The organism is Haloarcula amylolytica (genome assembly GCF_049705545.1).
Classification (GTDB): domain Archaea; phylum Halobacteriota; class Halobacteria; order Halobacteriales; family Haloarculaceae; genus Haloarcula; species Haloarcula amylolytica_B.
In genome coordinates, this window is record NZ_JBNAMU010000001.1 from 1,154,685 (window position 1) to 1,181,449 (window position 26,765).

General features: G+C 64.0%; 27 protein-coding genes. 11 read left to right on the forward strand and 16 right to left on the reverse strand.

Annotated elements, in window-relative coordinates; translation table 11 throughout:
- Positions 1–60: 60 nt before the first annotated feature.
- On the reverse strand, positions 61–2,313 hold the full coding sequence (locus ACOZ4H_RS06120; RefSeq protein WP_424328455.1) for an NADP-dependent malic enzyme: 2,253 nt from the start codon (positions 2,311–2,313) through the stop codon (positions 61–63).
- A gap of 172 nt (positions 2,314–2,485) precedes the next feature.
- The gene (locus ACOZ4H_RS06125) at positions 2,486–4,399 is read right to left on the reverse strand and encodes a methyl-accepting chemotaxis protein (RefSeq protein WP_424330345.1); all 1,914 of its coding nucleotides are present in this window, start codon (positions 4,397–4,399) and stop codon (positions 2,486–2,488) included.
- Between the two features lie 128 nt (positions 4,400–4,527).
- On the opposite strand from ACOZ4H_RS06125, the gene ACOZ4H_RS06130 reads away from it, so the two are divergent.
- The 5 genes from ACOZ4H_RS06130 to ACOZ4H_RS06150 all read left to right on the forward strand — a co-directional run bounded on the left by ACOZ4H_RS06130 (position 4,528) and on the right by ACOZ4H_RS06150 (position 8,301).
- Positions 4,528–5,016 carry a COX15/CtaA family protein gene (locus ACOZ4H_RS06130; RefSeq protein ID WP_014040985.1) on the forward strand — a complete coding sequence of 163 codons (489 nt, stop codon included), beginning with the start codon at positions 4,528–4,530 and terminating at the stop codon, positions 5,014–5,016.
- A gap of 64 nt (positions 5,017–5,080) precedes the next feature.
- A complete protein-coding gene (locus ACOZ4H_RS06135) occupies positions 5,081–5,884 on the forward strand; it encodes a basic amino acid ABC transporter substrate-binding protein (RefSeq protein WP_424328456.1) in 804 nt (267 codons plus the stop codon).
- A gap of 3 nt (positions 5,885–5,887) precedes the next feature.
- Entirely contained in the window at positions 5,888–6,568 is a 681-nt protein-coding gene (locus tag ACOZ4H_RS06140) for an amino acid ABC transporter permease (RefSeq protein WP_424328457.1), read from the forward strand.
- Entirely contained in the window at positions 6,565–7,317 is a 753-nt protein-coding gene (locus ACOZ4H_RS06145) for an amino acid ABC transporter ATP-binding protein (protein WP_424328458.1), read from the forward strand. The genes ACOZ4H_RS06140 and ACOZ4H_RS06145 overlap by 4 nt, the downstream gene beginning before the upstream one ends.
- A 3-nt stretch (positions 7,318–7,320) precedes the next feature.
- Complete coding sequence (locus tag ACOZ4H_RS06150) at positions 7,321–8,301, forward strand: amino acid ABC transporter permease (protein ID WP_424328459.1); 981 nt, start codon at positions 7,321–7,323, stop codon at positions 8,299–8,301.
- Here the strand turns inward: ACOZ4H_RS06150 and ACOZ4H_RS06155 are convergent, their stop codons facing one another.
- Genes ACOZ4H_RS06155 through ACOZ4H_RS06165 form a run of 3 tightly spaced genes read right to left on the reverse strand, consistent with a single transcriptional unit; the run spans position 8,302 to position 10,477 of the window.
- Positions 8,302–9,828, reverse strand: a complete 1,527-nt coding sequence (locus ACOZ4H_RS06155; RefSeq protein ID WP_424328460.1) for a replication factor C large subunit — start codon at positions 9,826–9,828, stop codon at positions 8,302–8,304.
- A 43-nt stretch (positions 9,829–9,871) separates the two neighbouring features.
- The gene (locus ACOZ4H_RS06160; RefSeq protein WP_424328461.1) at positions 9,872–10,246 is read right to left on the reverse strand and encodes a type II toxin-antitoxin system VapC family toxin; all 375 of its coding nucleotides are present in this window, start codon (positions 10,244–10,246) and stop codon (positions 9,872–9,874) included.
- A complete protein-coding gene (locus ACOZ4H_RS06165) occupies positions 10,247–10,477 on the reverse strand; it encodes an AbrB/MazE/SpoVT family DNA-binding domain-containing protein (RefSeq protein ID WP_424328462.1) in 231 nt (76 codons plus the stop codon).
- Positions 10,478–10,638: 161 nt separating this feature from the next.
- On the opposite strand from ACOZ4H_RS06165, the gene ACOZ4H_RS06170 reads away from it, so the two are divergent.
- From ACOZ4H_RS06170 to ACOZ4H_RS06180, 3 genes are all read left to right on the forward strand, one after another.
- On the forward strand, positions 10,639–11,208 hold the full coding sequence (locus tag ACOZ4H_RS06170; protein ID WP_424328463.1) for a hypothetical protein: 570 nt from the start codon (positions 10,639–10,641) through the stop codon (positions 11,206–11,208).
- A 67-nt stretch (positions 11,209–11,275) separates the two neighbouring features.
- Positions 11,276–11,818 (forward strand): type IV pilin, encoded by a 543-nt coding sequence (locus ACOZ4H_RS06175; protein WP_424330346.1) that lies wholly within the window; start codon positions 11,276–11,278, stop codon positions 11,816–11,818.
- 52 nt (positions 11,819–11,870) lie between these two features.
- Positions 11,871–12,578, forward strand: a complete 708-nt coding sequence (locus ACOZ4H_RS06180; RefSeq protein WP_424328464.1) for a helix-turn-helix domain-containing protein — start codon at positions 11,871–11,873, stop codon at positions 12,576–12,578.
- 166 nt (positions 12,579–12,744) lie between these two features.
- Here ACOZ4H_RS06180 and ACOZ4H_RS06185 read toward each other — a convergent pair whose 3' ends face one another.
- From ACOZ4H_RS06185 to ACOZ4H_RS06200, 4 genes are all read right to left on the reverse strand, one after another.
- On the reverse strand, positions 12,745–13,479 hold the full coding sequence (locus ACOZ4H_RS06185; protein ID WP_424328465.1) for an MBL fold metallo-hydrolase: 735 nt from the start codon (positions 13,477–13,479) through the stop codon (positions 12,745–12,747).
- A 239-nt stretch (positions 13,480–13,718) separates the two neighbouring features.
- Entirely contained in the window at positions 13,719–15,056 is a 1,338-nt protein-coding gene (hmgB, locus tag ACOZ4H_RS06190) for a hydroxymethylglutaryl-CoA synthase (protein ID WP_424328466.1), read from the reverse strand.
- A gap of 98 nt (positions 15,057–15,154) precedes the next feature.
- The gene (locus ACOZ4H_RS06195) at positions 15,155–15,841 is read right to left on the reverse strand and encodes a hypothetical protein (protein ID WP_424328467.1); all 687 of its coding nucleotides are present in this window, start codon (positions 15,839–15,841) and stop codon (positions 15,155–15,157) included.
- Positions 15,842–16,017: 176 nt separating this feature from the next.
- Positions 16,018–16,221 (reverse strand): hypothetical protein, encoded by a 204-nt coding sequence (locus ACOZ4H_RS06200; protein WP_424328468.1) that lies wholly within the window; start codon positions 16,219–16,221, stop codon positions 16,018–16,020.
- A gap of 7 nt (positions 16,222–16,228) precedes the next feature.
- On the opposite strand from ACOZ4H_RS06200, the gene ACOZ4H_RS06205 reads away from it, so the two are divergent.
- Positions 16,229–16,771, forward strand: coding sequence for a CAP domain-containing protein (locus ACOZ4H_RS06205; RefSeq protein WP_424328469.1), 543 nt, complete (start codon positions 16,229–16,231; stop codon positions 16,769–16,771).
- A 34-nt stretch (positions 16,772–16,805) separates the two neighbouring features.
- Here ACOZ4H_RS06205 and ACOZ4H_RS06210 read toward each other — a convergent pair whose 3' ends face one another.
- Complete coding sequence (locus ACOZ4H_RS06210) at positions 16,806–18,920, reverse strand: Ig-like domain-containing protein (RefSeq protein ID WP_424328470.1); 2,115 nt, start codon at positions 18,918–18,920, stop codon at positions 16,806–16,808.
- Positions 18,921–18,966: 46 nt separating this feature from the next.
- The gene (locus ACOZ4H_RS06215; RefSeq protein ID WP_424328471.1) at positions 18,967–19,548 is read right to left on the reverse strand and encodes a DUF2150 family protein; all 582 of its coding nucleotides are present in this window, start codon (positions 19,546–19,548) and stop codon (positions 18,967–18,969) included.
- Positions 19,549–19,760: 212 nt separating this feature from the next.
- Between ACOZ4H_RS06215 and ACOZ4H_RS06220 the strand changes: the two genes are divergently transcribed.
- Positions 19,761–20,069, forward strand: coding sequence for a hypothetical protein (locus ACOZ4H_RS06220; RefSeq protein ID WP_424328472.1), 309 nt, complete (start codon positions 19,761–19,763; stop codon positions 20,067–20,069).
- A 1-nt stretch (position 20,070) separates the two neighbouring features.
- Here ACOZ4H_RS06220 and ACOZ4H_RS06225 read toward each other — a convergent pair whose 3' ends face one another.
- Entirely contained in the window at positions 20,071–21,288 is a 1,218-nt protein-coding gene (locus ACOZ4H_RS06225) for a mechanosensitive ion channel family protein (protein WP_424328473.1), read from the reverse strand.
- 99 nt (positions 21,289–21,387) lie between these two features.
- Positions 21,388–22,296 carry a pyridoxal 5'-phosphate synthase lyase subunit PdxS gene (gene pdxS / locus ACOZ4H_RS06230; RefSeq protein WP_424328474.1) on the reverse strand — a complete coding sequence of 303 codons (909 nt, stop codon included), beginning with the start codon at positions 22,294–22,296 and terminating at the stop codon, positions 21,388–21,390.
- 165 nt (positions 22,297–22,461) lie between these two features.
- Between pdxS and ACOZ4H_RS06235 the strand changes: the two genes are divergently transcribed.
- Positions 22,462–23,229 (forward strand): DUF1405 domain-containing protein, encoded by a 768-nt coding sequence (locus ACOZ4H_RS06235; RefSeq protein WP_424328475.1) that lies wholly within the window; start codon positions 22,462–22,464, stop codon positions 23,227–23,229.
- A gap of 36 nt (positions 23,230–23,265) precedes the next feature.
- On the opposite strand, the gene ACOZ4H_RS06240 is transcribed toward ACOZ4H_RS06235, so the two are convergent.
- The 3 genes from ACOZ4H_RS06240 to ACOZ4H_RS06250 form a co-directional block, all read right to left on the reverse strand.
- Positions 23,266–23,442, reverse strand: a complete 177-nt coding sequence (locus ACOZ4H_RS06240) for a hypothetical protein (RefSeq protein ID WP_004957739.1) — start codon at positions 23,440–23,442, stop codon at positions 23,266–23,268.
- 90 nt (positions 23,443–23,532) lie between these two features.
- On the reverse strand, positions 23,533–23,952 hold the full coding sequence (locus ACOZ4H_RS06245) for a hypothetical protein (protein WP_424328476.1): 420 nt from the start codon (positions 23,950–23,952) through the stop codon (positions 23,533–23,535).
- A gap of 140 nt (positions 23,953–24,092) precedes the next feature.
- The gene (locus tag ACOZ4H_RS06250) at positions 24,093–26,765 is read right to left on the reverse strand and encodes a valine--tRNA ligase (RefSeq protein WP_424328477.1); all 2,673 of its coding nucleotides are present in this window, start codon (positions 26,763–26,765) and stop codon (positions 24,093–24,095) included.

Genomic DNA, 26,765 nt, shown 5'->3' on the forward strand with positions numbered 1-26,765 from the left:
TCGAAAGACGAGGGCAGCGAGTCTTTCGGCGGCGAAAAACGCTCGCTACGCTCGCGTCGGTTACTCCTGCTGTGCGTCGACGACGGCGACGCCCGCGAGGTTCACGATATCTTTGACCTCGTCGCCGCGCTGGAGGACGTGGACCGGCTTGTCCATGCCGACGAGCATCGGTCCGATGGCCTCAGCGCCGCCCAGTCGCTGGAGGAGTTTGTAGCCGATGTTCCCGGCTTCGAGGTTGGGGAACACGAGGACGTTCGCGGGGTCGTCGAGTTCGGAGAACTCGTAGGTGTCTTGCAGGATGTCCTCGACGACGGCGGTGTCGGCCTGCATCTCGCCGTCGACCGGGAAGTCGACGCGGTCGTCGTCCTGCAGGCGAGAGACCGCCCGGCGGATCTTCTTCGTTCCGGGGTTGTCGACGCTGCCGAAGTTCGAGTACGACAGCATCGCCGCTCGCGGTTCGACGTTGAACCGACGGGCCAGTTCCCCGGTGTGACGGGTGACCTCCTCCAGCACGTCCGTGTCGGGGTCCTGATTGACCGTGGTGTCCGCACAGAAGATGACACGGTTCTTGAACGTCAGCATGTACACGCCAGCCGCGTAGTCGGCGTCGTCGGCCGTCCCGATGACCTGCAGCGGCGGCCGCAGGGCCGAAGGGTAGTGGTGGGTGAGCCCGGTCAGCATCGCGTCGGCGTCGCCCATCTCGACCATCACGCTGCCGAGGTAGTTCCCGTCCCGGATGAGTTCGTCGGCCTCGCGGCGGGTGATGCCTTTCCGCTGCCGGATTTCGTACAGGCGGTCGGCGTAGTCGGCCACGTCGGCTGTCTCGGGGTCGACGACCGCGGGGTCGAACTCCAGGCCGAACTTCCGGCGCGTGGACTCGATGCGGTCGGCGTCACCGATGAGGACCGGTTCGGCGATGCCCTGTTCGACCAGTTGGTAGGCCGCGCGGATCATCTTCTCGTCGTGGCCCTCGGCGAGTACGACCCGCTGGGGGTCGCTCTTGGCCTTGTTGAGCACGACGCGCATCATCTCGCGGGACTTGCCCAGCCGCGCTTCGAGCTCCTCGACGTAGGCCTCCGTATCGATTTCCGTCCGTGCCGCGCCGCTCTCGATGGCGGCCTCGGCGACTGCGGGGGTCACCTCGAACAGGACCCGCGGGTCCAGCGGTTTCGGGATGATGTAGTCAGGGCCGAACTGCAGCGGCTGATCGCCGTAGGCCTTGACGACCTCGTCGGGCACGTCCTGTTTGGCGAGGTTGGCCAGTGCCCGTGCCGCTGCCACCTTCATCTCCTCGTTGATTTCGGTCGCTCGCACGTCGAGCGCGCCGCGGAAGATGAACGGGAATCCGAGGACGTTGTTGACCTGATTCGGGTAGTCCGACCGACCGGTCGCCATGATGACCGTGTCGTCGCGGGCGGATTTGGCGTCCTCGTAGGCGATCTCGGGGTCCGGGTTCGCCATCGCGAAGATGATCGGGTCGCTGGCCATCGACCGCACCATCTCCTGATCGACGATGCCGCCGACGGAGAGCCCGACGAACACGTCGGCACCCTCCATCGCGTCGGCGAGGTCCCCCTCCGGAATATCGCGGGCGAACTCCTGTTTGAACCGGTTGAGGTCCTCGTGAGTCGCTCGTTCCTCGGTGATAACCCCCGAGGAGTCACACATCGTGATGTTGTCCTTCGAGACGCCCAGGGAGACGTAGAACTTCGCCGAGGCGATAGCGGAGGCCCCTGCGCCGGAGAAGACGACATCCAGTTCGTCCAGTTCCTTGTCGGCGATGTCGGCCGCGTTGACCATCGCCGCGCCGGAGATGATCGCGGTCCCGTGTTGGTCATCGTGGAACACCGGGATGTCGAGTTCCTCGCTGAGTCGGCGCTCGACCTCGAAACACTCCGGGGCGGCGATGTCTTCGAGGTTGATGCCACCGAAGGTCGGTTCCATCGCCTGTACCGTCTGTATCATCGCCTCGGCGTCGTCCGTGTCCAGTTCCACGTCGAACACGTCGATGTCGGCGAAGCGCTTGAACAGTACGCCTTTCCCTTCCATGACCGGCTTCCCGGCTTCCGGGCCGATGTCGCCGAGGCCGAGCACGGCGGACCCGTCGGAGACGACGCCGACGAGGTTCCCCTTCGCGGTGTACTCGAAGGCCCGCTCGGGGTCTTCGTCGATCTCCTTACACGGTGCGGCCACGCCGGGCGAGTACGCCAGCGAGAGGTCTCGCTGGGTGTTCGTCGGTTTCGTCGTCGCGATCTCGATCTTCCCCGGCGGCTCACTCCGGTGGTACTCCAGTGCGTCCTCGTCAAGTCCCATACCCCGAAGTCGAACCCAACTGTAAAAAAGACAAGTTTACCGTCAACGGACGAGCGGTACAACGACATTTGTCGAACATCGGCGGCTTGCGGCGGTTTTTCGCCCGCGCGTGTCCCGTCAATTGGAAAACATCCGTCGCCGGGACACCGCCGTGATGGGCCGACTTCGGGTCTCAGTTCGTGTTGGTGAGTTCGCCGACTCGGTCGGTCAACTCGGTCACAGCGTCCTCCTGCCGGTCGGTGGCTTCGACGATCTCCTTGGTCGCCGTTTCGGCCTCCTGGGCGTGGTTCTGCGCGTCTTCGACCATCGAAGTCACGTCCTCGATAGCGCTCGCCTGATCGTCGTTGGCGTCGGCGACTTCCTGAATGCCCCTCGTCGCTTCCTCGACGGCGTCGGATATCTCGTCCAGCGCATCCAGCGCATCCGCGATCTCGGACTCCGCGTGCTCGACCTGCTCGTGTGACGTCTCAACCATCTCGGCCGTCTGGGTCGCCTGGTCCTGAATGGTGTTGATACTCGTCGATATCTCGGAGGCGTACTCGCTCGTCTCGTTGGCGAGCGTCTTCACCTCGTCGGCCACGACGGCGAACCCGCTCCCGCTTTCGCCGGCCCGGGCCGCCTCGATGTTGGCGTTCAGCGCGAGCATATTCGTCTGCTCTGCCACGTCGGCGATGATCTCGACGATCTCGCTGACTTCGTCCATCTGGTCGTCGAGGTCGGTGACGGTGTCGACGAGGTCTTCGCTCGTCTCGGTGAGGCCGTCGGTGACCTCCATGACTGTCTCGCCGGCGTCTGATCCGTCTTCGGCGGCGTCCTTCGCCCGTTTCGCCGCCGACGCTACTTCGCTCGATGTCGCAGCGACTTCCTCCATCCCGGCCCCGATGTTCTGGATGTTGTCGGCCGCCTTCGTGAGTGACTCAGTCTGTTCGGTCACCCGGCTTTCGACGGTCTCGGCGGACGAATTCGCCTGCTGAATGGTCACCGCGAGTTGCTGTGCCTGTTCGTCCACCTGGTCTGCCAACTGCTCGACCTGCTCGGCCATGTCGTTGAGCGAGTCGACGACTTCGTACAGCTGGTCGTCGACGTACTCGCCGCCGTCGGTCCGGTCGAACGACGCCCGGGCGTCGAGCCGGCCGTTCTTGAGCGCAGCCATGGTCGATTTGACCTCTTCGACCAGGCTCGTCACGGCCTCGTGGCGATTGGCCTCGTCGGTCCGGTCCTGGACCATCTCGACGACTGCGATGAGTTCGCCGTCGTCGTCGTAGATCGGTGCGGCGCTGAACGAGATATTGCGTTCGTTCCCGTGCTGGTCGGCCATCACGCTCGTATCGCGGTACAGCGTGAACTCCTCGTCTTCGACCTTCGGCACGTCGTACTCCGTGTGGGTGGTCTCCGGTGCATCGAGGACCTTGTCGGCGAGCGTCTTTCCGCGTCGACCGTCCGGATAGAACGCCATGCTCGCCATCTCCATCTCCTGGGCCTCGGATTCGGAGACCCCGGTGAGCTCCTCCAGCGAACTGTTCCAGGTGAGGATGTCGCCGTTCGTATCTAGAATAAAGAGCGGCGTCCCGATGTGATGTAACACGCTGTGGTAGTCGAGTGCCGCGCCGGAGCCGCTGTCCGTCGTGGACCCGGTGAACGCGTCGACACCGGTCTGGGAGACGTACTGGGTCGTTTCCAGTCCCTCCTGGAGTTCGGCTTCGACAGAATCGATAGCGGTCTGTGCCTCCGGCCCGAGTTCGTCCCGAAGCTGATCGAACGCACCTTCGACGAGCGATTCGGTGACGAACCCCTGGGTTGCGACGAACTCGCTCTGGCTGATTCCGGCGGCTTCGTACTCGTCGATCAGCGCCCGTAGCTCGTCGGGATCGAGTTCGAACTGCCGTTCGACGTGTTGAGACCCGATTGCGGCGCTCTCGGGGTCGTCGAAGCACTCGCTGAGTCGCGGCGAGTCCGGGTCAATAGCGTCGGTCAGAAAGCGAATCTGCCCGTCGCTCGCGACGAGTCCTCCGTCCGCCCGTTGGGCCGTAGCGTCCGAGGAACGGGACCCCTGGCCGTAGATGTAGGTGCGGATCTGTTCGAACATAAGGTAGCTATGTTCCATTCCATGACACCTGTAGATAAAGATGACTCCGAGAGTATCAGTAAAGATAATTGTACTCGTCGGCAAGTCGCGAAAAGAGAGCATAAGTACGTGCAACCGAAGCTCTAGGTATGACCACCCGTTTCCGCCGACTGGTGGCGACGACGACGGTGCTGACGTTCGCCCTCATCCTGCTTGGCGTGTACACCGGGGCTATCGGCGCCGGGCTGACCTGTGAGGCACGCTGGCCGTTCTGTGACGGCTGGATGGGGCTGTTCCCCGCGAACTGGGCGAGCTTCGTCGAGTGGTTCCACCGTTTAGTCGCAATGATTACCGGCTTCGGAATCCTCGGTTCGACAATCGCCGCGTGGCGCGGTGAGTACAGCCGGCGGATCAAGCTCGCGACAGGCGTCGCCACGGTCGTGCTCCCGGTGCAGGTCCTCCTCGGCGCGAACACCATCTTCAATTTCGGTGCCACGGCGCAGGTGCTCCACCACGGGGCCGCACAGCTCATCTTCGGTGCGATGGTTGCGGCGACGGCATGGGCATACACCGACACGGCGGAGTCCCCGTCAGTACAATCGGCCGACAGCCAGCACACGGCACGCGCTGACGATTGAACACGTGTACCACCCCTGTGGTTAACACGTAAGATATATTCCGGTCTGCCGTGTGGTGGGGATTATGTCAGACGACGGCCTTTCACGACGCCAGTATCTCTCCACGGTCGGTGGAACTGCAGTAACTGTCTCGCTCGCAGGCTGTTTCGGTGGTGGCGGTGGCAGTGGCGGTGATGACGGCACTACCGAGATCACTGCCGGAACTGCACCGGGTTTCCCCCCGTTCGAAATGAAGCAGGACGGCGAACTCGTCGGGTTTGATATCGACCTACTTGAGGCGGTCGTCGACGAGACCGACTACACCCTGGCCGGCTGGGAGGAGTTCGAGTTCAAGTCGCTGATTCCGGCGCTGACAAACGAGAACATCGACGTGGTCGCCGCGGGGATGACTATCAACGACGAGCGCGACGAGACCATCGACTTCACCGATCCGTACTACAGTTCGAACCAGGCGATTGTCGTCCGTGAAGACGGCGACTTCTCGCCGTCGTCGCTGTCGGACCTCTCAGGACGCCCCATCGGTGCACAGAAGGGGACCACCGGCGAGAGCACGATTCAGTCGGAGCTCATCGAACCCGGCAACCTCGACGAGTCAAACTACAACTCCTACGGCAACTACGTGTTAGCGGTCGAGGACCTCCAGAACGGCAACATCGACGCGGTCGTCATCGACGAGCCGGTCGCTCAGACCTTCGCCGCCCAGCGCCCGGTCACCATCGCCTTCAGGTACGAGACGGGCGAGAACTTCGGGTTCGGCGTCCGCGAGGGCGACGACGAGTTCACGCAGGCACTCAACGACGGCCTGGCCACGGTACAGGACGGGAGCACCTACCAGGACCTGACGAACAAGTGGTTCGGCCAGCAGTAACCGATGCCACCCCTTCCGTTGCAGAGTGACTGGGCGTTCGTCGTCGGGAACCTCGACCTGCTACTCGTCGGCACGGGTGTCACGGTCGCCCTGACAGCGGCGAGCATCCTGCTGGGCTTTCTGCTCGGGTTCCCGGCGGGAGCCGTCGAGGTGTACGGCCGCGGCCCGCTCAAACGCGCCGTCGAGACGGCCGGCGTCGTCCTCCGCGGAACGCCGCTGCTCGTCATCATCATCCTGCTGTTCTTCGGGCTCTCGGTGTCGAGCAGCGCCTTCGTGACGGCGACCATCGCGCTTGGTCTCCGGAGCGCCGCCTATCAGTCACAGATCTTCCGGGGCGCGCTCCAGAGCGTCGACGAGGGGCAACTGGAAGCCGCTCGCGCCGTCGGCATGGGTCGGCTACAGGCGATCCGCAGCGTGGTCGTCCCACAGGCGCTTCGCCGGAGCGTCCCCGGCTTCCAAAACGAGTTCACCATCGTCCTGAAAGACACGAGTATCGCCATCGTCATCGGCCTCGGCGAACTGCTGACCGTCGGACAGAACCTCTATCAGGGCGGTCGAAGCACGGCTGCACTGGAGATTTTCCTGACTGTGAGCCTCATCTACTTCGTTCTCACGTTCGTGACGAACCGCTCGCTCGACTACGTCGACGACCACTTCAGCATTCCCGGAGGTGAGCGCGCGTGACCGACCCGCTGTTGGAACTCGACGACGTGTACAAGTCCTACGGTGAGGAACAGGTGCTCTCCGGCATCAGCTTCGAAATGGACGCCGGCGACGTCGACGTGGTCATCGGCCCCAGCGGGAGCGGGAAGTCGACGATGCTGCGCTGTGTCAACCGCCTCACCGAGATCAACGACGGCGACATCTACCTCGACGGCGACTGCGTCACCGACCCCGACACCGACGTGAACGAACTCCGAAAGCAAGTGGGGATGGTGTTCCAGGACTTCAACCTCTTCGCCCATCTGACGGCACTCGGAAACGTCACGCTCGGCCTGCGGAAGGTCCGTGGTATGGACAAAGAGGCGGCCCGAGAGCGGGGCTATGAACACCTCGAACAGGTCGGACTGTTAGACCAGGCTGACTCCTATCCCGCCGAACTCTCGGGCGGCCAGAAACAGCGGGTCGGCATCGCCCGTGCGCTCGCGATGGACCCGAAGCTCCTGCTGTTCGACGAGCCGACCAGCGCGCTCGACCCGGAACTCGTCGGCGAAGTGGTCGAGGTGATGCGCGACCTCGCCGCCGAGGGCATCACGATGCTCGTCGTCAGCCACGAGATGGGGTTCGCGCGGTCGGCGGCGTCGGACATCATCTTCCTCGACGACGGGCGTATCGTCGAACACGGCCCGCCGAAACAGCTGTTCGAGAACCCGCAGGCGGCCCGAACCGGCGAGTTCCTCAGTCGCCTGGAGACGACCCACGAGGGGGAGTGACCGATGGGAACATCGGAGTCCACGACCGCCGGCCGGACGATTCGGGCCCGTGCCGCCGGCCTGACCGACCAGCCGCTGACACTGTTTACCGTCGCGGTCTTCTGGATGTGGCTCGTCGTGCGGTGGACGAACGACTTCCTGCTGGACGGCGCGCTCATCGAGCGCAACACGTCGTTCTTCCCGACTGCACCGTTTGAGGCGGCTGCAGCGGCGCTCGGCGGTCTCGCGGCGAGTCTCGGTCCGGTCGGGTTCCCCGTCGGCTGGGTCGCCGGCTTCTTCGAGTTCCTGGCGGCGTCGATTCCCTACCTGCCACCGCTGGCGACCGGCGTGTGGGCGACGATACTGCTGACGGTGCTGGGTATCGCGCTCGGGTTCGTCATCGCCGTCCCGCTCAGCGTCGCCCGCGTGTACGGCGGGAGCGCCACTCGCTCGGTTGCGCTGGGCTACACCGAACTATTCCGCGGGACGCCGCTGCTCGCCCAGCTGTTCGTCCTCTACTTCGCGACGCCGCTGACGACGGTCATCCGCGAACTCCCCACGGTCGGGACCGGATTCATCCCCGCCCAGGCGTTCTGGGTGGCTGTCATCGCGTTCATGCTCAACAGCGCGGCCTACCAGTCCGAGTACATCCGTTCGGCGCTGAACTCCGTCCCGGAGGGCCAGCTCACTGCCGCTCGTTCAATCGGCCTCTCGAAGGTCGATGGAATCCGGCACGTCGTCCTGCCCCAGGGTCTGCGCTACGCGATTCCGGGCTGGTCGAACGAACTCGTCTACCTCATCAAGTACTCGTCGCTGGCGAGTTTCATCACCGTCCGCGAACTGTTCGAGCGGACCGACGCCATCGCCAGCGAAACTTACCGGTACACGGAGCTGTTCGTCCTCGCCGGCCTGCTGTACCTGGCGCTGGTCATCTCGGCGTCGCTCCTGATGGAGTATGTCGAACAGCGGGTCGCGATTCCCGGCCTCGGCACGACCGGCCGGTGACTACATGAAGTCAGAGAGGCCGGACTGCTGGTCGTCGTCTTCGGCTGCCTCGCTCGCGGACTCTGTCTCGTCGCCGGTAGTGGTGCCGTCCCCGGCGGCGTCGGATTCAGCGCCATCGTCCGCCGCAAGCGTTACCTGCTGGTCGCCGCTCTCTTCGCCAGCGTCGGCATCGACAGAATCGTCAACTGCATCGCTTTCTCCGTCACCGCCTTCCGCACTCGCACCCTCGAAAACCCCGCCGGAGTGTTCGACGGCGGCTTCCTCCTTGAGTGCCTCGGCGTCGGCGACGATGTCCTGCACCTTGTTCGTGTCCTTGCCCGACCCGGTGACGAACGAGACGTGCTCGGCGTCAAGGTCGTAGGTGGCCGCCATCGCCACCGTCAGGTCGCGGTTCCGGCAGTGGTGGGTCATCGTCGAGAGGAAGGGCATGATCTCCCGGCGGGCGGTCCGCATCGAGACGCCGTCGATGGCGGCTATCTGCTGGGCGATGTAGTCCCGCGTGTTCCGGGTTCCCTTCGACCGACCGAGCTTCGACCAGTAGCTTGGCGGGCCGTAGCGGGTCCAACCGCCCTTGGTCCCGTCCCGCGCTGCGGCGACGCCGGCGGTCATGTTGTCGCCGGCGTACCGCCAGAAAGAGTAGTTCTGTGTCTCGCGGACGCGGCCGAGCCACTGGTCGGCGTTCGAGAGGAACTCGTAGGCCCGCGCCAGTTCGGCCCCCTCGTAGTCCTTGGGCATGTTGTCCTCGATCCAGTTGATGAGGTCGTCCGGCGTCTCGTCCACGTCGTAACTGGCCTCCAGGGCTTCCTGCGCGCCGGCCTCCTTGAGTACCACATCGAGGTACTCGAAGATACCCTCGGTCGTGTCGCGCTCGCCGGTCACCACGTCGTCGGCGGTCAACCGCTCTGTCGTCTCGGCGATGGCCTGGAGGTCCTTGACCGCGCCCCGCAGGTCGCCGCTGTTCTGCTCGGCGAGTTCCTGCAGCGCGTCGGACTCGTACTCGACGCCCTCCTGGCGACAGAGATCGCGGAGGACGGGGACGATAGAACGGGGCGACACGTCGCGAAACTCGATGTCCTGGCAGTTATTCCGGAGGCCGTTCGACATCTCGTAGTACTCGTTGGCGATGAGGATCATCGGCTGGCTGGCCTCCTTGACCAGCGACGTAATGGCCCGCGCGCCGCCGCGGTCGGCGTTGCCGTGGATGTTGTCCGCCTCGTCCATGATGACGAGTCGGCGGCCGCCACCGCCGGCGGTCAGTGTCCCGGACTTGGCCGCCTCGCCGGCCACCCGATTGATGACGTCCTTCGTCCGGGAGTCGCTGGCGTTGAGTTCGATTGTCGGCCACCCCATATCGTTTGCCAGCGCGTGGGCGGCCGAGGTCTTCCCGATGCCCGGGGACCCGTGGAGGATGACCGCCTCGCGGTGGTCGTCCCACGTCTCCGCCCACTTCTTGAGTGCGTCGCGGGCCTTGTCGTTGCCCCGCACCTCCGATAGCGTCGTCGGGCGGTACTTCTCCGTCCAGTCCATTGAATCGTGATTGGCGCGACCGGCGTTTAGTGGTTGCGGAGCGTTACTCGCCGTCCGCCGTCTTGAGGTCGAGATGCGGCGCGACAGATTCGTCCGTCTCGTCGCTGGAGACAATTGTATCGCCGTCGGATTCGACGAGATGTAGCGCATCAAAGGGCGTGAATCCGTGGTCCTCGACGTACGTCGCTGCTGCGACCACTGTGTCCACGTCACCGCGCACCTCTACAAGCGCCGCAGCGTTCGTGACGACTCGCTCGGTGTCTCGCTCCTCCCGATAGGCGACCATGAGGAGTTCGATAAGTGTGAACTGTGAGGTCCACAGTTCGTCCCGGTGGTCCCGGTAGACTGCTTCGGCAGCATCACCCAACCAATCTTCGTCCTTGATGAGGGCGAGCAAAAAATCAGTCTCGACGTACATTCAACGTCCGGCCTCATTTAGCGCCGCGTCACGTGCTCCTTGACGGAGTTCATCCGCTGTCTTTTCGACATCTGCGAACTCGTCTCGGAGTGCATCAAGCGGCTCCTCTGCAACGGGAACCAGTTTGATTCCGTCGTGGAGTTCGACGATATGGTAGCGGTCACCGTAGCGCTCGCGCAACTCTTTGGGGAGCGTCAGGCGGCCGCGGTCGTCGAGCGTCGCCTCAGACATATTTAGTTAGATGATGGTATACTAAAGAAAGTTCCCCTGAAATAGGCCTGAACCCACAATTGTCGCTGTTGTCCCTACTACTACAGTCGTCGACATTGAGTTATGCACTTCCCTTACCAGCCAGAAGACATATTCCCGTCACTGGCCGCGGGCTAACCGTCATGCGTGACACAGCACGTCGGAGCTACGCGGTCGGTGCCCTCGCCGGTGCCGCGGCGTTCGTTCTGACGTACATCCTCGTCTACGCCCTGAGTATCTCCACCGTTCAGGACGCCCTGTTGACGAACATCGCCGAGTCGTTCGGCGACGACCGGGCGGCCTGGAAAATCGTCGGCTGGGTGTTCTTCAACGCCCAGTTCGTGACGACGACGATCACGGTCAACATTCCGTTCCTCGGCGGCACGTCGGCGGTCAACTTCATCGCCGAGAACGAGTCGCTGTCGGCGGTCCTGTACCTGCTCCCGCCGGCAGTGCTGACGGCCGCGGGAATCGCGACGGCTCGGATCGACGGGACGACTGACATCGGCCGCGCGGTTCGCGTCGGCCCCGCTGTCGTGCTTGGATATCTTCCGCTGGCGGTCCTCGGGGCGGTGCTGTTCACCGTCAGCGCCGGCGAACCGGGACAGGGCGCACCGACGCTGCTGACGGCGGTCGTCCTCGCCGGCGTCGTCTACCCGGCCGTCTTCGGGACCGTCGGAGCCGCAATCGCCACCGCGCTCGACGAATCGTAGCAGGGACTCGCTGCTGAGGTTTTTGACGGAAGGCGCGGCATAGAGAGCGACAGGCGTGGACCTCCCCATCACCAGTCACGGCCGTCGCGGCGTCAGCCCCGTCATCGGCGTCGTTCTGATGCTCGCGGTCACCGTCCTCCTGGCCGCGACAGTCGGCGGGTATGCGCTGAATACGACTGCCGGACTGGACCAGCGGACGCCTACCGTCGCCCGGTCGACGGGCAGTTTCGTCACCGGTCCTTCTGGCGGCTGCGGTGAGAACGCGGTGGTGATTCGACACGCCGGCGGCGACTCGGTCCCGGCGGACGAGATCGAGGTCGCTGTCCGCCTTCCGGACGCCGGCACCCGCGCCCGCCTCGTCGACCTGCCGGTCTCCGGGACGGCGCTTTCAGCGAGTAACGCCGATGACCCAGACAACGTCGTCTACGACTACTGCGTCGGCGGCGTCATCGCCGCGGGCGGCCAGCGATGGTCGGCCGGCCGTACGATCACCTTTCAGCTGAACGCTGGCGGCGGCACCGTCGAACCGGGCGACAGCATCGAGGTGCGCGTCGTTCACACCCCCTCGAACGGCGTCCTTACTGCAGTCGAACTGACCGCTCGCCGGTAAGCGCCTGTGGTTCCGATACCCTTTTATTCGCGACCCTCCAGCGTGTGAACTAATGGCAGGGGGCGCACGCGAGGATCTCGCGGAGAAGATGGCGGGTGAGGTGGCACTGAGCGACGAACCGGGGGCGACCCTGCGGAAGTGGCGCACTGACTTCGACGTGGCACAGACCGAACTCGCCGACGAACTCGACGTATCCCCGTCCGTGGTCTCGGACTACGAAAGCGGCCGGCGTGACAACCCCGGCATCGGCGTCGTCAGGCGGCTCGTCGTCGCGCTGCTCGATATCGACGAGGACCGCGGCGGCGACCACATCCGCCAGCACGCCCGCGTGCTCTCGGCCGGGTTCGACAGCGACGTGGTCCACGACCTGCGGGAGTACTCGGCCAACGTCGGCGTCGAGCGCGTCTACGACGCCATCGACGCGACAGAGCTGTTCCGCGGCAGCCAGGACACCGTGGCGGGCCACACCGTGATCAACTCCATCGCCGCCATCACGCGGCTCTCCTCCGACGAGTTCTACCAGCTGTACGGCCAGTCGACCAACCGCGCGCTCGTGTTCACGAACGTGACCCGCGGCGAGTCGCCGCTGGTCGCGCTCCGGGTCGTCTCGCCGACGCCCAACGCCGTCATCCTGCACGGGCTTGACGACGAGGCCGTCTGGGAGCACGCCCAGGACCTCGCTCGCATCGACGACTTCTCGCTGGCGATCACCGACACCGACCTGGAAGACCTGCTTGGCGGCCTGCGAGAGCTCCCCTGAGCGCGTCGTTTTGGAACAGGCTGCTGCCCCGATACGTCCCCTTTATTCGCCAGGCGGAGTGAAACAGCCGCTCCGTGGGACTGCTAAGCTCGGGCGAAGAGAGAGATTCGTGGTCAAACTGACGAGAGCCGAAGCGGACACCTGTCGTCAGTCGAGCACTCTCATCTCACAGGTCAATGCGCTCGCCGTCTTCAGGAACGTGGACGTCCTCTGTCGCCGACCGAAGCTCCTCGCGAGTGAGCAAGCAGTGGTTAATCGCTTCCATATGCACCACGACGACCGTGGCATCGGTGGCGTCACGGACGGCGGAGACGTCCTCGATGCCCATCGTGATGGGATCGCCCTGCTCGAACTGTGCTTCGCCGCCATTGAGGACGACCAGATCCGGATCGAACCGGTCAAGCGTTTCTTCGACCGGCTCGTACCAGATCGTGTCGCCCGCAACGTACACCGTCTCATCGGCTTCGAAGACGAACCCGGAAACCGGCCCCATCTCCTCGGCTAACTCCCCATGCCCGTGCCGACCGGGTGTCCGGTGGACGGTGACGCCCGCAAACGAGACCTCGTCATCAACTGGGCGCACATCAGCAACGCCCTCTTCAGCGAAGGCGTCTGCCTCCGAGGGCTGACAGAACAGCGGTACCTCGTCGTCAAGTTCCGCTTTTGCCGCCTCATCCCAGTGGTCGGGGTGGCGGTGCGTGACGACCACGGCGTCGTAGGACAGGTCGACGTCCGGCATCGGGACGAGCGGGTTTCGACGGTCGTTTGGCGAATTCGATACGGGCGGGTTCTCACCGGCCGGTGAGAATATCGGATCGATGAGGAACGTCGCGTCACCAACGTTCACGAGAACAGTGGCGTTGCGAATCAACTGAACGCTGGCTCCAGTCTTCGTTGACATACGGGGCCGTCTACGGGTGCCCTCGGCATGGGGTTTCCCTCTCGTATTCGATGGCGACGATTTCGCGCAAGCTACCGTCTGTTCTCGCTCCGCTGTTCGCTTCGACCCTCGCTGCTCACGGGTCACTACGTTGTCCATTCACATCGCGAGACCACTCACTTCGCTCAGGCTCTCGAAATTCTCTACGGCTCCTTGCGGTCGCCGCTCTAGTTTGAGGCTTCACCCCGGTCGAGCCCTCGTTACTCCACGTACCGGTATTTCCGCTCACCCATCCGGCCCCAGCCGTCGAAGGCGAACTCGTCTTCGGGCGCGGTGAACTCCTCGACATCGGTCTCGGTCTCGTGATTGTGGACGTCGTGGACCTGTTCGTACTCCGCAAAGGTGAGTTCGTGGCGGTTCCGGATCTGCTCGTCGATGCTGAGTGCGCCGATCTCCTCCTCCCAGCCGGGCACGACAGTCTCGGCGTGGACCTCCGCCTGTGCACCGGAGCCGTAGGAGGCGACCAGCAGCCGTGCCTCGTCCAGATCCAGTCCGTTCTCGCGGGCGTGTTTCAGGCCGGCGGCGCGAGCGATGTGGACGGAACCAGTGTACCAGTTGCCGACTTCGCGGGAGATTTCGAGCGTCGGTTCGATGGTGTTTGCGTACCAGTCCTGGTAGCGCTCGGTTTCCGTAAGTGCGTCGGTGTACTCCTTGATCGCCGCGTGGAACTCGTCGTCGGTCTCGAAATCCGCACGCACGGGCTGGTGGCCGATTTCTTCGGCGACCAGGTCGCCCACGTCCGTGCCGCGGATGATGTGTCGGTAGCCCAGCGCTGCGGCCTTCCGGACCATCCCCGGGAACGGCGTGTGGAACGGAATCATCTCGTAGTCGCCCGGGTGGATGTCGCCGGCCACCTCGGCGAAGTCTTCCAGCGCCTCGCGCATGCGGGCGAGGTAGACGTTCACCGAGCGCTTCCCGTCGACGGACGGGAACTGCTGATTGGGCTTGAGGAAGTCAGTCTCGTCGGCGCTGCCGTACCCCTGCTCGGTCGAGAGTTCGACCAGATTGGGGTCCTCGTCGATGAGCATCGCCACCGCGCCGGCCCCCTGCGTGGCCTCACCGGGATCGTCGCGGGCGTACAGGGCGGTGTCCGTTGCGATGACGAGCGCGGCCCGACCGCGGTTCCGCCCGGCGCGGATCCAGTTGTAGGCGTCGTCGACGCTCTGTGTCCCCGAGATGCACGCGAACTTCCGCTCGCCCTTGTTAGCGTGGTGGAAGTTCTCGTCGTACACCTGTTCGAGACAGCCCGCGATGTACGTCGAGACGGGCTTGGAGTTATCGAAGGCGCTCTCGGTGGCCACGTCGATGCGGCCGATGTCTTCGGGTGTCAGCCCCTTGCGATCCATCAGCCGATAGGCCGCGTTCGCACCCATCGTGACGATGTCTTCGTACACGTCCGGGAACGACGAGGCGCGCAGGCCGAGCCCCTTGGTGTACTTCCCCGGGTCGTCCCCCTGGGCCGGCGCGAACGTCTCCGCGAGGTCGAGTTTGAGCTTCCCGGTCCATATCTCCATGGCGTCGATACCGACTGCAGTCATGGGTCTAACGTCAGCACGGACGTATATGGGCTTGTCGACTGGCCTTTCGACGATTGTCTAGTATTGTGGCGGCGGGATGCGAGCTACTTGTGAGACAGCTACTCGCTGGTCGCCGGTTCCGCGCTAAAAGAGAAATCGACCATGCATTCGCCTTCGAGAACATCGTACGGCTCATCAGGTGACGGAACGGCCCGCGACCAGTCGGTGTTGTTGACCACGAGTCGATACGTCCCCGGCGCGATGGTGATCCGATTGTCGCGGATGTTCGTCTGGTGAAACCGCGACACCTCACCGGCGTGCCGGGCCCGGTAACGGCTCTGGAACGCCCGATACTCTTCTTCGGTAAACAGAAGCACATCCACGGCCGGGCCGCGCCGAACAATGAGGTCGTAGGTAAGCGTCGTCTGGCCGGTCGCCTCGACCGTGTAATCCTGGTACTCGTTTTCCTCCAGCCGGAACGTCGTATCGACCGATCGGCGGTTCGGTTCAGGCGTCGGTGTCGGGGTCTCGGTTTCGACCTGGAGACGTGCTGACGTCTCCGTCGTGCTGTTCGTCCGAGACGCAGCGGAGCGCTGTGCCGTCGGAGTGTTCGCTGGAGCCGCAGCACTGTCCGCCGCTGGCGTCGAGGCAGCCCCGGCGCGATCAGTTGTGGCTGCCCGCTGTGACGCTGTCGGTTCCGGGACCGGCGTGGTCTCGGATTCCTCTTCAGGTCGATTCCCGAGACAGCCGGCGGAGAGCGCGGCAAGCACTGCGGCCCCGAAGCCGCGCCGCGACAGGTCACCCATACCTCAGGACACTCATGCATAGTAAAGATGTTTACGGGCGGGTTTTCGTCGCTGGTAATCGGGGCCCGAACCCGTCCAAACATATTTGTGGAGAGAAAGCCGAGTCTACGCCGTTCGAGCCAGTTCCGAGATAACTGTTACCCAAGTATCATTTCTCGGAACGGGACAGGAACGCTTCACATGAACAGGTCGGTCATCACGTTCGGGCTAGTGGTTCTGGCGGCGGTCAGTGTCTCGGTACTCGCGGGAGTGGCGGTCGAGGGGTCACCCGGAGCCCCCCCGACCGAGCCAGCGCCGGCGGTGACCACGGCGGCGCCACCGGCAGCGACCCCCAGCGCGGACAGTACGTCGCCGGCGACGCCGAGTAGTTCGGAGACCACCGACGCTGTGACGCAGTCCGCGGAACCCACCCCGACACCGGACGCGGCACGGAGTACGCCCACAGACTCGGGGGTGGCTATCGACACGGCCCGCGTCGAAGACCGGCTTGTGGCGGCAATCAACGACCGACGCGGGAACCCGGTTGCCAACGACGCCTTCGATGGCTCACTTTCCGATAAGACAAAAACTGGGCAGAAGTTGTCGGCCATGGCTAGCAACCACAGCGAGCGGATGGCTGCACAAGGGTCGGCCTCCCCGATTGCGAACGGGACAGACACGACAGACCGGTACGCGACTGCCGGACTGTCCGAGCAGTGTCGCCTCCGTCACGAGGGGAACGCGTACTTCCGCCCGGTGACCGACCTCGAACTGGTCACGAGCGTCGACCCGAACGGCGCGAACGCGACCCGGGTGGCCGACGCCGTCGCCGACCACTGGTTCGACCTCTCCGGTCCCCGCGATACTCTTTATGTAGCGAACGCGAACCACATCGGCGTCGGTGCGGCGGCTGCTGACGATGTTGTCTATATTACCGTGAATCTCTGCTGAACTATAACGGGGCTGGCTCACCCAGAACTGTTCATCAGGGGGTGCGACAGCGAAGCCCCCTCGCATCTATCAGGTCTGTGTCATCGTTCCTAATCGTTCCTTCACAAATGTGTGTATTCCCGCTGTTGTCCACCAGGGTGATTGCCACGTTGACTTCTTTGTTGTTGCCGCTGAGAACATTCTTGCTTCCGAGGTCCAGCGAGTAATCGACCAGTGAGCCGCTCGATGGGTTTCTCGTTGCCGAATTCAACTCGGTTCCGTCCTCGTCCGTTGCAGTCAACTCCACGCTGTCAATTCCAGACTTATCTGCGACGCGAAACGTGAACTGGACATCGTCGTTGTTGGACCCAGCATTCGTGTTATGCTTCACCGTGCCGAAGTCAGCTATCGGTGGCCTGATATCCGGGTCTGACTCGCTGTTGTCTCCGGTTACGGTGAATGCGGTGGCTCGTGTCTCACCATTCGGGAAGGTGTATGTAATTGTCTGTGTAACGCTCTTGCCGCTCATATCGACCGCATCATTGGAGCCGTCCGGTCGGAACTCATAGAGATACACTACTCCATCGGACTGTCCGGATACCTCTGGGTTGCCGTTGTTGGCGAACCCATCAGTGTCGATATCTATGTCCGCCGGAAGATCAGTGCCACCGTCGATATCGGTGTACCCGTCACGGATATCGCCGTCAATGTACAGTTCGGTACGTTCCCGCTGATTGTTGGGTGTCACCTGATCCGAAAGACGGTCAACGTTCGTGCTCTGACTCGTCAAACTGATATCTGTGATCTCGACTTGCTGGTCGTGTGTATTCGTGAAGCTGTACTGAATGCCACCGGGAATCGTATCAGGGTCGTCGTTGTCCAGTGCCAAGGCATCGTTGTTGTACGCCAGCCCGATTCGCTCGTTATTGCCGCTATTCCCACCGCTCCCGGACCCAGCAGTCACCTTCACGCTGACGCTTACGTTCTCCGGCGTCTCCCCGCGGAACGAGGAATCCAGCTGCTGTAGGCTGAAGTTCACCTGATTCGTAGCGACCGGCGTGTTCGAATCGGCTTGATACTCAAACGTCACCCGACCATCGCTGTCGGAAGACTCCGTCCCCGTCGTGAGCGATCCCGCACTGGCCGAGCCGTTGACCGTGACACCGCTTTCGGGGTTGTTGTACGCGTCCCGGACCTCTAGGACGATTTCCTCGCTGGTGCCCCTCGCAACGGTGATTGCATCCCCGTCGACAGTCGTGAGGTACGCCTCGCGCTCTTCTGTGACGCGCGTCCCGACGCCCGCCTTCGCCATCTTCAGGCGGTAGGTCGCCCCTCGCTCGAAGACGATTGTAACCCTGTTGAGCGAGCCAGGTCCCTCGACACCGGTAACGTCCGCGACGTACCGGTCGTTGCTCATGTTGCCAGGATTCGGGTCGAGTTCCTCGTCGAGCGTCTCGTTCCACTTCGACGCCGGGAGCCGGGAGAGAAACGAGACTGAGACGTTCGAGGTTTCCGTCGCGTTCCGTACGCGGACCGTTCGGGACGACTGGGATTTCGGCCGCACGTCGACCGTGACTGAGTCGCTCGCCGAGCGGCTCAGCGACCCGTTGAGCGCGACCAGCGTGATGTCGCGGCCGTCGACCATCGCCTGTTTCGAGAGCGTGATGTTCCCCTCGCGGAACTGGTTGTAGACGAGCGAGTGCTCGTAGACGGTCTCCGGGGCTCCGCCGTAGACGTTGTACTCCGGCTTGTAGGCGATGGCTCCCGTGTTGTAGTGCCTCGATGCGGTTCCGTTCCAGTAATCTGCCGTCTCAGGGTTAATCGCCTCGGCATTGCGGACCGTGAGGTTCTGCGATTCGTTGGTCGTCCCGTCGGTGTACAGCAGGCCCGACGGCGGCCCGGGATTCGTCGCCACCAGCCGGCTCGGGTATCGCGTCCCCAACTGGACCGAGACGGCTTGCTGGCTCGGCTGCCCCGGAACGGAGACGATGGCGTTCCGCAGGTCCTGGAGCTGCGTCTGCACCTGCTGATTGTGGTTGAACTCCACCTCCCGGTTTTGCTCCGGCACGGCAAACGCCTGGTACGAGGAGAAGGCGATGATCAGCACGCCGAACAACAGTACAGCCCCGACCTGTACTGACTGCGCGCGCTCATCGCCCGTGAAAGTCATGGCGATGAGTTGCGGAGACGGCGGTAAAAACCTGACTGCCGAATTATCAACTCTCGTCTTCTTCGACGACTTCCGGGTCGCTCATCGCGGTCTGTAGGCTGTCGAGTCCGTTGACCCACTCGGAGACGAGCCCGTATTCGAGGTCTTCAGCGACCTCCATCGGGAGCTCCGACCCGTCGATGATCAGCGTGCCGGCCTGCACACAGTAGCCCAGCGCCGCATCGAGGTCTTCCTCCGCTTCCGCGTCCGCGGCGGCCTCGATGTAATCAGTGATCGTCGCGTCGTCCGCGGCCCCTTCCGCGACGTACTCTTCGGCCGCGTAGAACACGCACAGCAGCGAGGTCTGGACGCCGTCGATCAGCATCACGGTCTCCTCATCGTCGATGTCGATATCGTCGAGAACGATCTCTCGGACGCCAGTGAGTTCGTCGATGGTCGCCGCTTCGTCGAGCGGTCCGTCCTCGTAGTCCGTGAGGATCTTCGCGACCGCGATCGCGGCGTCGTCCTGGAGGTTCAACAGGAGCCGCGCCGAATCCTCGTCTTCAGGGTCGACTTCTTCTTCCTCGATACGGTCTAGCCAGTTCTGCCAGCGTTCTTCGGTGTAATACTCCCCCGGCGGAGTGCTCATATCACTCCGTTCGTCCCGTTGGGGATAGTAGTTTCGACCGGCGGCCGCTCCGCCGTGGAGTCCCTACCACCCAGAGCGAACAGCAAACCTGATCTTAGCGCTTGAAACAACTGTTCTGTGGGGTCCTCGGATCGACTGCGTACTCCGAACACGGATCACGGTCTTCATCGAGGAGCGTACTTTTATGTCAGACGAACATGTTATGAAATAGCATGGCACAGCGACAGCCGGCCACGACCTACAGCGGACCGCTCGACCCGGCTGCAGTCGCCGCGCTGGCCGAACGTGTCGGTCTGGCGCTGGTCGCCGTGACGTTGCCGGTCGCCGTCGGCGCATTCGCCGGTATGGTTCTCACCACCGGGTCGCTCCCGGCCGCGACCGATGCCGCAACCGCCGCGATGAGCGGGCGGCTGACAACGGGACGGGGACTGTCCTGGCTGTTCTACGTCGGCACGCTCGGGACCGCACTGGGCTGCTGGGTTCTCGGGCTGGGGCTCCTTCTCGACGGCCTCGACCTGTAAGTCAGCCGTCGCCGTCCGGACGCATCTCCACGCCGCGTTCCGGCGACTCCTCGTCCGCTGCGTCCACACGATTCGAGAGGGTCCGCTGGGGGAACGGGATCGAGATGTCTTCCTCGTCGAAGGTGGCTTTCACACCCCGGACGACCGCCGAGATGGCGCGCCACTTCCGCGGTGGCGTCGGGTGGTCGATCCAGAACCGGAGTTCCATCACCACAGCGGAGTCCCCGAAATCCTTCGGGACGACGTCCGGCGTCGGCGAATCGACGACGTGTTCGATGTCGGCCATCGCCTCGCGGGCGAGGTCCATCGCCCGGTCAACGTCGGTGTCGTAGTCCACACCGATGTCCACCGTGAGGCGCAACAGCCCCTTTCGGCTGCGGTTCGTCACCGCGCGGTCGCTCACGCGGTCGTTCGGAATGATGACGAACTCGCCATCGAAGTTCTCCAGCCGCGTGTTGAAGATGGTGATATCAGTCACGATACCTTCTTGATCGCCGACGAGCACCCAGTCGCCGATAGTGAACGGGCGGGAGAACATCAGGACGAAGCCGGCGATGAGCGACCCGAGCGTCTGTCTCGCAGCTAGACCGACGACGATACCAAGGAACCCTGCCCCGACCAGCAGGCCGCTGAGGTCGATACCCCAGACTGCGAAGATCGTCGCGCCGATGGTGACGAAGACGGTGACCTGCCCGAGTCGGAGGAGAATCTCTTCCTGGTGCTCGGTGAAGCCGGTGACGGCCTGGCTGAACCGGCCGATCCACCGCTGCATCTGGTCGGACAGGACGAACGCCAGCATGACGAGGACGACCGTCTGTATCGTCGCCAGCACCGACTGATCACTTCCGTTGAGGTACGGTCCAACCGTCTGGACGATATCGAGAACGCCCCAGACGATGAGAAATGAGAGGACGACAAGGACGATCATCGAGAACTGGGCGATCCGGAGAAACACGCCCCGGATAGTCGTCGGCGTGTAGTCGGCCATGACCTGCAGCCAGTCGCCGGTTCGGTCCGACGTGGCAGACCGAAGCCGGGAGAGTGCTGCGGGAACGACGACGACACTGACAAGCAGGACGACCAGGAGGATGAGCGTCGCGACGAGTCGCCCCTGTGTCGCGACCAACTGTTCCAGCGACCGCTGTAACACGGTAAAGAGTTCCAAAAGCCCTTCACCGGTTTCGTTGGCCGCTGGCGTCGGCGTGGCCGTCCCCTGCACAGCCACCTATCGCCGCCGTAGGAACTTGTGTCTTCGTCTTTGAGCGACCGTCTGTAATGAACCTGACACCGGAGAAAATACGGCTGGTCGCGGCTCCAGTTAGACGCCGCGGCCCTGCAGCTGCTCTTCCTCGTCCAGATCCGCGTTTGCCTGGCCCTTCATTCCCTTGCCGGGGTTCTTCGCGATCTCCTTGAGCTGTTCGGGGTCGTCGTAGTTGTTGACCGCCGCGACGATGGATTCGCCCATCGCCTGGGGGTTCTCCGCGCCGAAGATGCCCGAGCCGACGAAGATGCCGTCACAGCCGTGTTGCATCATCAGGGCGGCGTCGGCGGGCGTCGCGATGCCGCCGGCCGCGAAGTTGACGACCGGCAGCCGGCCGCGGTCCGCTGTCTCGTGGACGAGCCGCCGGGGGGCACCGTGTTCGCGGGCCCACTCGTCGCGCTCTTCGTACGCCATCCCTTCGAGCATCCCGATGGAGCGCTGGATGTTACGCTGGTGGGTGACGGCCTGATTCACGTCACCGGTGCCTGCCTCGCCCTTGGTGCGAATCATCGCCGCGCCCTCGTCGATACGGCGCAGCGCCTCGGCGAGGTTCCGCGCTCCGCAGACGAACGGTGCGGTGAACTCGCGCTTGTCGATGTGGTAGCGGTCGTCGGCCTGCGTCAGCACTTCCGACTCGTCGACCATGTCCGCGCCCGCGGCCTCCAGAATCTGGGCCTCGGCAGTGTGGCCGATCCGGGCCTTGCCCATCACCGGAATCGACACTTCCTCGATTATCTCTTCGAGCTTGCTGGGGTCGGCCATCCGGGCGACACCGCCGCGCTTGCGGATGTCGGCCGGCACCGACTCCAGGTGCATCACGGCGACCGCGCCAGCGTCCTCGGCGATTCGGGCTTGCTCACGGTTGACGACGTCCATGATGACGCCGCCTTTCTGCATCTTCGCGAAGCCGCGCTTGACGAGGTCAGTCCCGCGACGGAGGTCCTCGATATCAGTTTCTTCAGTCATTGCTCCGACTTAGAACTGGATTTACTTAACGCGTGTCCTTCCGAGGGACAGAACGTCGTTTGACCGCTCACAGGGGATTCAACATCGGGCCGGTGGCAGCGATGGTTGCCGAGCGATGGGTCTGAGACCACTACCGTTTTCATCGCGTCTCCCCACTGCACCGACATGGCTACGGACGAGGGTGTCGGCGGGCGCATCGACGCTGCTGTCGCGCGGGTGTTCAGCCGGCGGCTCCCCGACGCCGAAGGGCTCCCGCGGTACGTCGCGCCGCTACCGGCGTGGCTGGAGAACGTCGGCCTCCGGCTCGCCTGGCCCATCGCGCTCGTCAATCTGGTCGGCACGCTGTTCGGCTTCTGGTACTACGCGGGCCGGCCGCTGAACACTGCCCCGCCGCTCGTGGAGGGCCAGCTCGGCGCGGCCCCGCTTGCCGCCTATCCGCTGATCCCGGACTCGCCCGTGGCGACGATGTTCATCGGGCTCTCGCTGGCGGCCTGGCGGCTCGACTGGAACGCCGAGTGGCTCCACATGCTCGGATTCTTCGGCTGCATCAAACTCGGCCTGTGGACGCCGTACGTCCAGCTCGTCCTCAACGGCCCCGGCGGGATTCCGCTCTGGCTCTACTGGTTCCTGGTCCTGAGCCACCTCGCGATGGCGCTGGAGGCGTTTCTCATCCACCGCTACGCGAGCTTTTCGGTCGCGTCCGTCGCTGTCGCCGTCGGCTGGTACGGCTTCAACGACGTGGTAGACTACTTCGTCCCGGTTCTCGACGGGCCACACCACACCTGGCTGCGCGCTGAACCGATTGTCGCCGGCGGGTTCGACCACACGGTGCTGGCCCACGACCTCGCGGCGGGCTGGGCGGTCGTGCTGACGCTCATGGCGACGTTTCTCGCGCTGGCGACCCGCATAGAGAAAGTGAAACGGCAGGCGTGACCGCCGGTGTCTCGCGCCCGTGGTTCCTTCGGCGCCTCAGGTCGTGAATCCGTCCTCGGCCTCGCGCTCGTCAAGGACCCACTCCAGTTCCTCGATAGCGCGCAAGATGGCGACCTCGGCCTCGTCTTCCAGTTCGGTCGACGGCGGGTCGTGCTTGTCGTACTCGTCCTGCAGCGCCTCGATCCGATCCCGGATCGTCTCCTCTGTTCGCATGATTCGAATGACGGGACCCGCAGGTCTTGATGCTACTGGTCGCGGCGATAGGCGCAGGCCGGCCGTAACAGCCGTCCCGAGTCCGTTCGCTCAGCTATCGGACCAGACCTGCGCGGACAGCGAGACCCCGATAGCCCCGACGAACGCCGCCGTTGCGACGAGCCCGAGTCCCAGTGCGACACCGGTCCAGGGTAGAGCCCGCCCAATTCCTCCGATGAGGGTCGGACTCCCGGCGGTGTCTGCCCCGCTGAGAATAATAAGGTCGGCCATCATGCCAGCATACCGAAACCCCAGAGCGGCGATAGCTCCGCCAGCCGCAGCAAACGCGACTCCACTGAGATACGCAACTCGCTCCACCTCGGCATCGATGGGCCGGGCGCGGGGCCACGCTGCGACCACGACACCTACCAGCGCACTGATGCCACCGCCTCCCAGCAGCAAGAGAAACGGGACCGCAAACCTCGGCTCTGCGAGTGACTGAAGCACTATCGACTGGAGATTGCCAGACATAATCAGTGTATCCCCGGTATCCAGAACTGTGTCGCGTGCCTACAGACGGTCAGAGAGCCCGCCTCAGTCTGGATTCGCCAACCGGTTTCAGTGATGACGTCCGGGCGTTCGGATCTCGCTTCTGTGATCGCTCCCCAGAGTTACCGAACGACGACGACGGCGCTCTCGGTTTCGGTCATCTCGCCCTCGCCGGAGTAGGTCCGGGACTCCTCGACGGCGAACATCTCGTCGTCGAGTTCGACGCCGGCGACCCGCAGCGTGTCGCCGTCGATCTCGTAGTCGCCGTCCTCGATAGCGGCGTCGATAGCGCCGACTTCGCTGCCGAACTCGGGACCGACGAGCGAGTAATCGAGGTCGATGCCGCTGACCTCGGTCGTGATGTCCGGGGTCTCATCGTAGGTGTCCAGTTGGGCGACGTGCATCGCCTCGGCGACGGCGTCCTCGAAGCCGGCGATGTGGCCGAACACCTCGACGTGGTCGAGGTCGGCGTTCAGCGGCAGCCCGTTCTCGGTCTTGTACCGCCGGAGCGCGGAGACGACCTCCATCGCCGTCTCGCCCGCTTCGAGGTCGGCGTCGTAGCCGCCCGCTGTCGGCCAGTCCGTCGTGTGGATCGAGCTATCTTCGTCATAGCACCGCTCCCACAGTTCCTCCGTGATGTGCGGGAGGAACGGCGCGAACAGTTGCAGGAAGGTCCGGTGGGCCTGCAGCAGCGTGAACTCCGTGGAGGTGTCCCCACCATCGGACAACCGCTGCTTGGCGATTTCGAGGTAGTCGTCACAGAACGTGTTCCAGAAAAAGGACCGGAGCTCGTTCCGGGCCTTCGAGAACTCGTAGTCCTCGAACTTCGCCGTGACCGACTCGACAGTCGCGTCCAGTTCGGCCAGCAGCCACTCGTCGACCGCCGCCAGGTCATCGGGCTCATCGGGCTGGGCGGCCGGCGTAAGCTGATCGACCAGCCGCGAGGCGTTCCAGAGCTTCTGGAGGAGCCGCTCGCCGGCCTCCAGGTCGCCCTCTTTATACGGGAAGTCGTCGCCGATTGAGGTGCCGGCGGCCCAGTAGCGCGTGGCGTCGACCGGGAACTTCTCGAGCACTTCGCTGGGCGGGATGACGTTGCCCTTGGATTTGGACATCGCCTCCCGGTTCTCGTCCAGCACCATCCCGTTTATCATCACGTTCTCGAAGGGCACCTCGCCGGTGTGCTCGTAGCACTTGACGACGGTGTGGAACAGCCAGAAGGAGATGATGTCGTGGCCCTGCGGGCGCAGGTCGAAGGGGTACAGTTCCGGCAGTTCCATCGTGAACGACTCGCTGTCGGCGTCCCAGTCCCAGCCGGCGTTCACGAGCGGCGTCAGCGACGAGGTCGCCCACGTGTCGAACACGTCCTCCTCGGGCGTCAGCGAGTCGTGGCCGCAGTGGGGACAGGCCTCGACCGGGGGGTCGTCCGACAGTGGGTCGACCGGCAGTTGCTCGCGCTCGGCCATCACGGGCTCGCCGCAGTCGTCGCAGTACCACACCGGGATCGGAATACCGGAGTCGCGCTGGCGGGAGATACACCAGTCCCATTCGAGGCCCTCGATCCAGTGCTCGTAGCGGGTGGCCATCTTCTCGGGGTACCACTCCATCTCGCGGCCGGCCGCGATGTACTCCTCTTTCTTGTCTAGCAGCTCGATGTACCACTGCTCGGTGACGAGGTACTCGACCTCCTCCTCACAGCGTTCGTGGACCTGCACGGTGTGGTCGTGGTCGCGGCTTTCCAGCAGCGAGCCCTCTTCGTCGAGGTCCTCGATGATGGCCTCACGTGCCTCGGTGGTGTGCATCCCCTCGTAGTCGCCGGCGAGGTCGGTCATCGTCGCGGACTCGTCGATGGCGAGTCGCAGCGGCAGGTCGTGGGCCTGGTACCACTCGATGTCGTTCTGGTCGCCGAACGTACAGCACATCACGATGCCGCTGCCGGTCTCCATGTCGACGCGCTCGTCGGCGATGATGGGCACCTCCTGCTCGAAGATCGGGACCCGCGCGGAGCCACCGACGAGGTGCTGGTTCTCGTCGTCGTCGGGGTGGACGAAGACGGCGACACACGCCGGCAGCAGTTCCGGACGGGTCGTCGAGATGGTGAAGGTTGCATTTTCGTCTGCTGGCCCCTCGCCGGTCTCGACCAGATCGAAGGCGATGTCGTTGAACTTCGTGTGCTTGTCCTTGTCCTCCTGTTCGACCTGCGAGATCGCGGTCTCGCAGTCCGGACACCAGATGGTCGGCGCGCGCTGGCGGTACTCCCGACCCTGTTCGTAGAGGTCGAGGAAGGAGAGCTGGGAGACCCGCTGGACGTCCGGCGCGATGGTCTTGTAGGTGTTGTCCCAGTCGATGGAGATCGCCAGCGACTGCACGTCCTCGGTGAACTCGTCCTCGAACTGTGTACACACGTCGCGACACTTCTCCTGGAACTCTCGGCGCGGGTAATCCTGATGTCGAATGTCGAGTTCGCGCTCGGTGAGCCGCTCCGAGGCGATGCCGTTGTCATCGTAGCCGAAGGGGAAGTAGACCGTGTCGTCGCGCATCCGGTGGAAGCGGGCGACAAAGTCCTGCAGGGTGAACTGGTAGAGATGGCCCATGTGGAGGTTCCCCGACACCGTCGGCGGCGGCGTATCGATAGTGAAGCGGGTGTCAGCGTCCTCGTCGTAGGCGTAAGTCTCGTCGGCGACCCAGCGGTCCTGCCACTCCGGCTCTACCTCGCGGGGATCGTACTCCCCGTCGAGCGCGTCTTCTGATTTGTCTGCGGTCGATTCGTCCTGCGGTGGGTCCTGTGTATCACTCAT

What these genes read in the sequence shown, in the direction of transcription:
- ACOZ4H_RS06120 (WP_424328455.1), bottom strand. Translation starts at nt 2,313, where the DNA reads ATGGGACTTGACGAGGACGCACTGGAGTACCACCGGAGTGAGCCGCCG.
- ACOZ4H_RS06125 (WP_424330345.1), bottom strand. Translation starts at nt 4,399, where the DNA reads ATGTTCGAACAGATCCGCACCTACATCTACGGCCAGGGGTCCCGTTCC.
- ACOZ4H_RS06130 (WP_014040985.1), top strand. Translation starts at nt 4,528, where the DNA reads ATGACCACCCGTTTCCGCCGACTGGTGGCGACGACGACGGTGCTGACG.
- ACOZ4H_RS06135 (WP_424328456.1), top strand. Translation starts at nt 5,081, where the DNA reads ATGTCAGACGACGGCCTTTCACGACGCCAGTATCTCTCCACGGTCGGT.
- ACOZ4H_RS06140 (WP_424328457.1), top strand. Translation starts at nt 5,888, where the DNA reads ATGCCACCCCTTCCGTTGCAGAGTGACTGGGCGTTCGTCGTCGGGAAC.
- ACOZ4H_RS06150 (WP_424328459.1), top strand. Translation starts at nt 7,321, where the DNA reads ATGGGAACATCGGAGTCCACGACCGCCGGCCGGACGATTCGGGCCCGT.
- ACOZ4H_RS06155 (WP_424328460.1), bottom strand. Translation starts at nt 9,828, where the DNA reads ATGGACTGGACGGAGAAGTACCGCCCGACGACGCTATCGGAGGTGCGG.
- ACOZ4H_RS06160 (WP_424328461.1), bottom strand. Translation starts at nt 10,246, where the DNA reads ATGTACGTCGAGACTGATTTTTTGCTCGCCCTCATCAAGGACGAAGAT.
- ACOZ4H_RS06165 (WP_424328462.1), bottom strand. Translation starts at nt 10,477, where the DNA reads ATGTCTGAGGCGACGCTCGACGACCGCGGCCGCCTGACGCTCCCCAAA.
- ACOZ4H_RS06170 (WP_424328463.1), top strand. Translation starts at nt 10,639, where the DNA reads ATGCGTGACACAGCACGTCGGAGCTACGCGGTCGGTGCCCTCGCCGGT.
- ACOZ4H_RS06180 (WP_424328464.1), top strand. Translation starts at nt 11,871, where the DNA reads ATGGCAGGGGGCGCACGCGAGGATCTCGCGGAGAAGATGGCGGGTGAG.
- ACOZ4H_RS06185 (WP_424328465.1), bottom strand. Translation starts at nt 13,479, where the DNA reads ATGTCAACGAAGACTGGAGCCAGCGTTCAGTTGATTCGCAACGCCACT.
- hmgB (WP_424328466.1), bottom strand. Translation starts at nt 15,056, where the DNA reads ATGACTGCAGTCGGTATCGACGCCATGGAGATATGGACCGGGAAGCTC.
- ACOZ4H_RS06195 (WP_424328467.1), bottom strand. Translation starts at nt 15,841, where the DNA reads ATGGGTGACCTGTCGCGGCGCGGCTTCGGGGCCGCAGTGCTTGCCGCG.
- ACOZ4H_RS06210 (WP_424328470.1), bottom strand. Translation starts at nt 18,920, where the DNA reads ATGACTTTCACGGGCGATGAGCGCGCGCAGTCAGTACAGGTCGGGGCT.
- ACOZ4H_RS06215 (WP_424328471.1), bottom strand. Translation starts at nt 19,548, where the DNA reads ATGAGCACTCCGCCGGGGGAGTATTACACCGAAGAACGCTGGCAGAAC.
- ACOZ4H_RS06220 (WP_424328472.1), top strand. Translation starts at nt 19,761, where the DNA reads ATGGCACAGCGACAGCCGGCCACGACCTACAGCGGACCGCTCGACCCG.
- pdxS (WP_424328474.1), bottom strand. Translation starts at nt 22,296, where the DNA reads ATGACTGAAGAAACTGATATCGAGGACCTCCGTCGCGGGACTGACCTC.
- ACOZ4H_RS06235 (WP_424328475.1), top strand. Translation starts at nt 22,462, where the DNA reads ATGGCTACGGACGAGGGTGTCGGCGGGCGCATCGACGCTGCTGTCGCG.
- ACOZ4H_RS06240 (WP_004957739.1), bottom strand. Translation starts at nt 23,442, where the DNA reads ATGCGAACAGAGGAGACGATCCGGGATCGGATCGAGGCGCTGCAGGAC.
- ACOZ4H_RS06245 (WP_424328476.1), bottom strand. Translation starts at nt 23,952, where the DNA reads ATGTCTGGCAATCTCCAGTCGATAGTGCTTCAGTCACTCGCAGAGCCG.
- ACOZ4H_RS06250 (WP_424328477.1), bottom strand. Translation starts at nt 26,765, where the DNA reads ATGAGTGATACACAGGACCCACCGCAGGACGAATCGACCGCAGACAAA.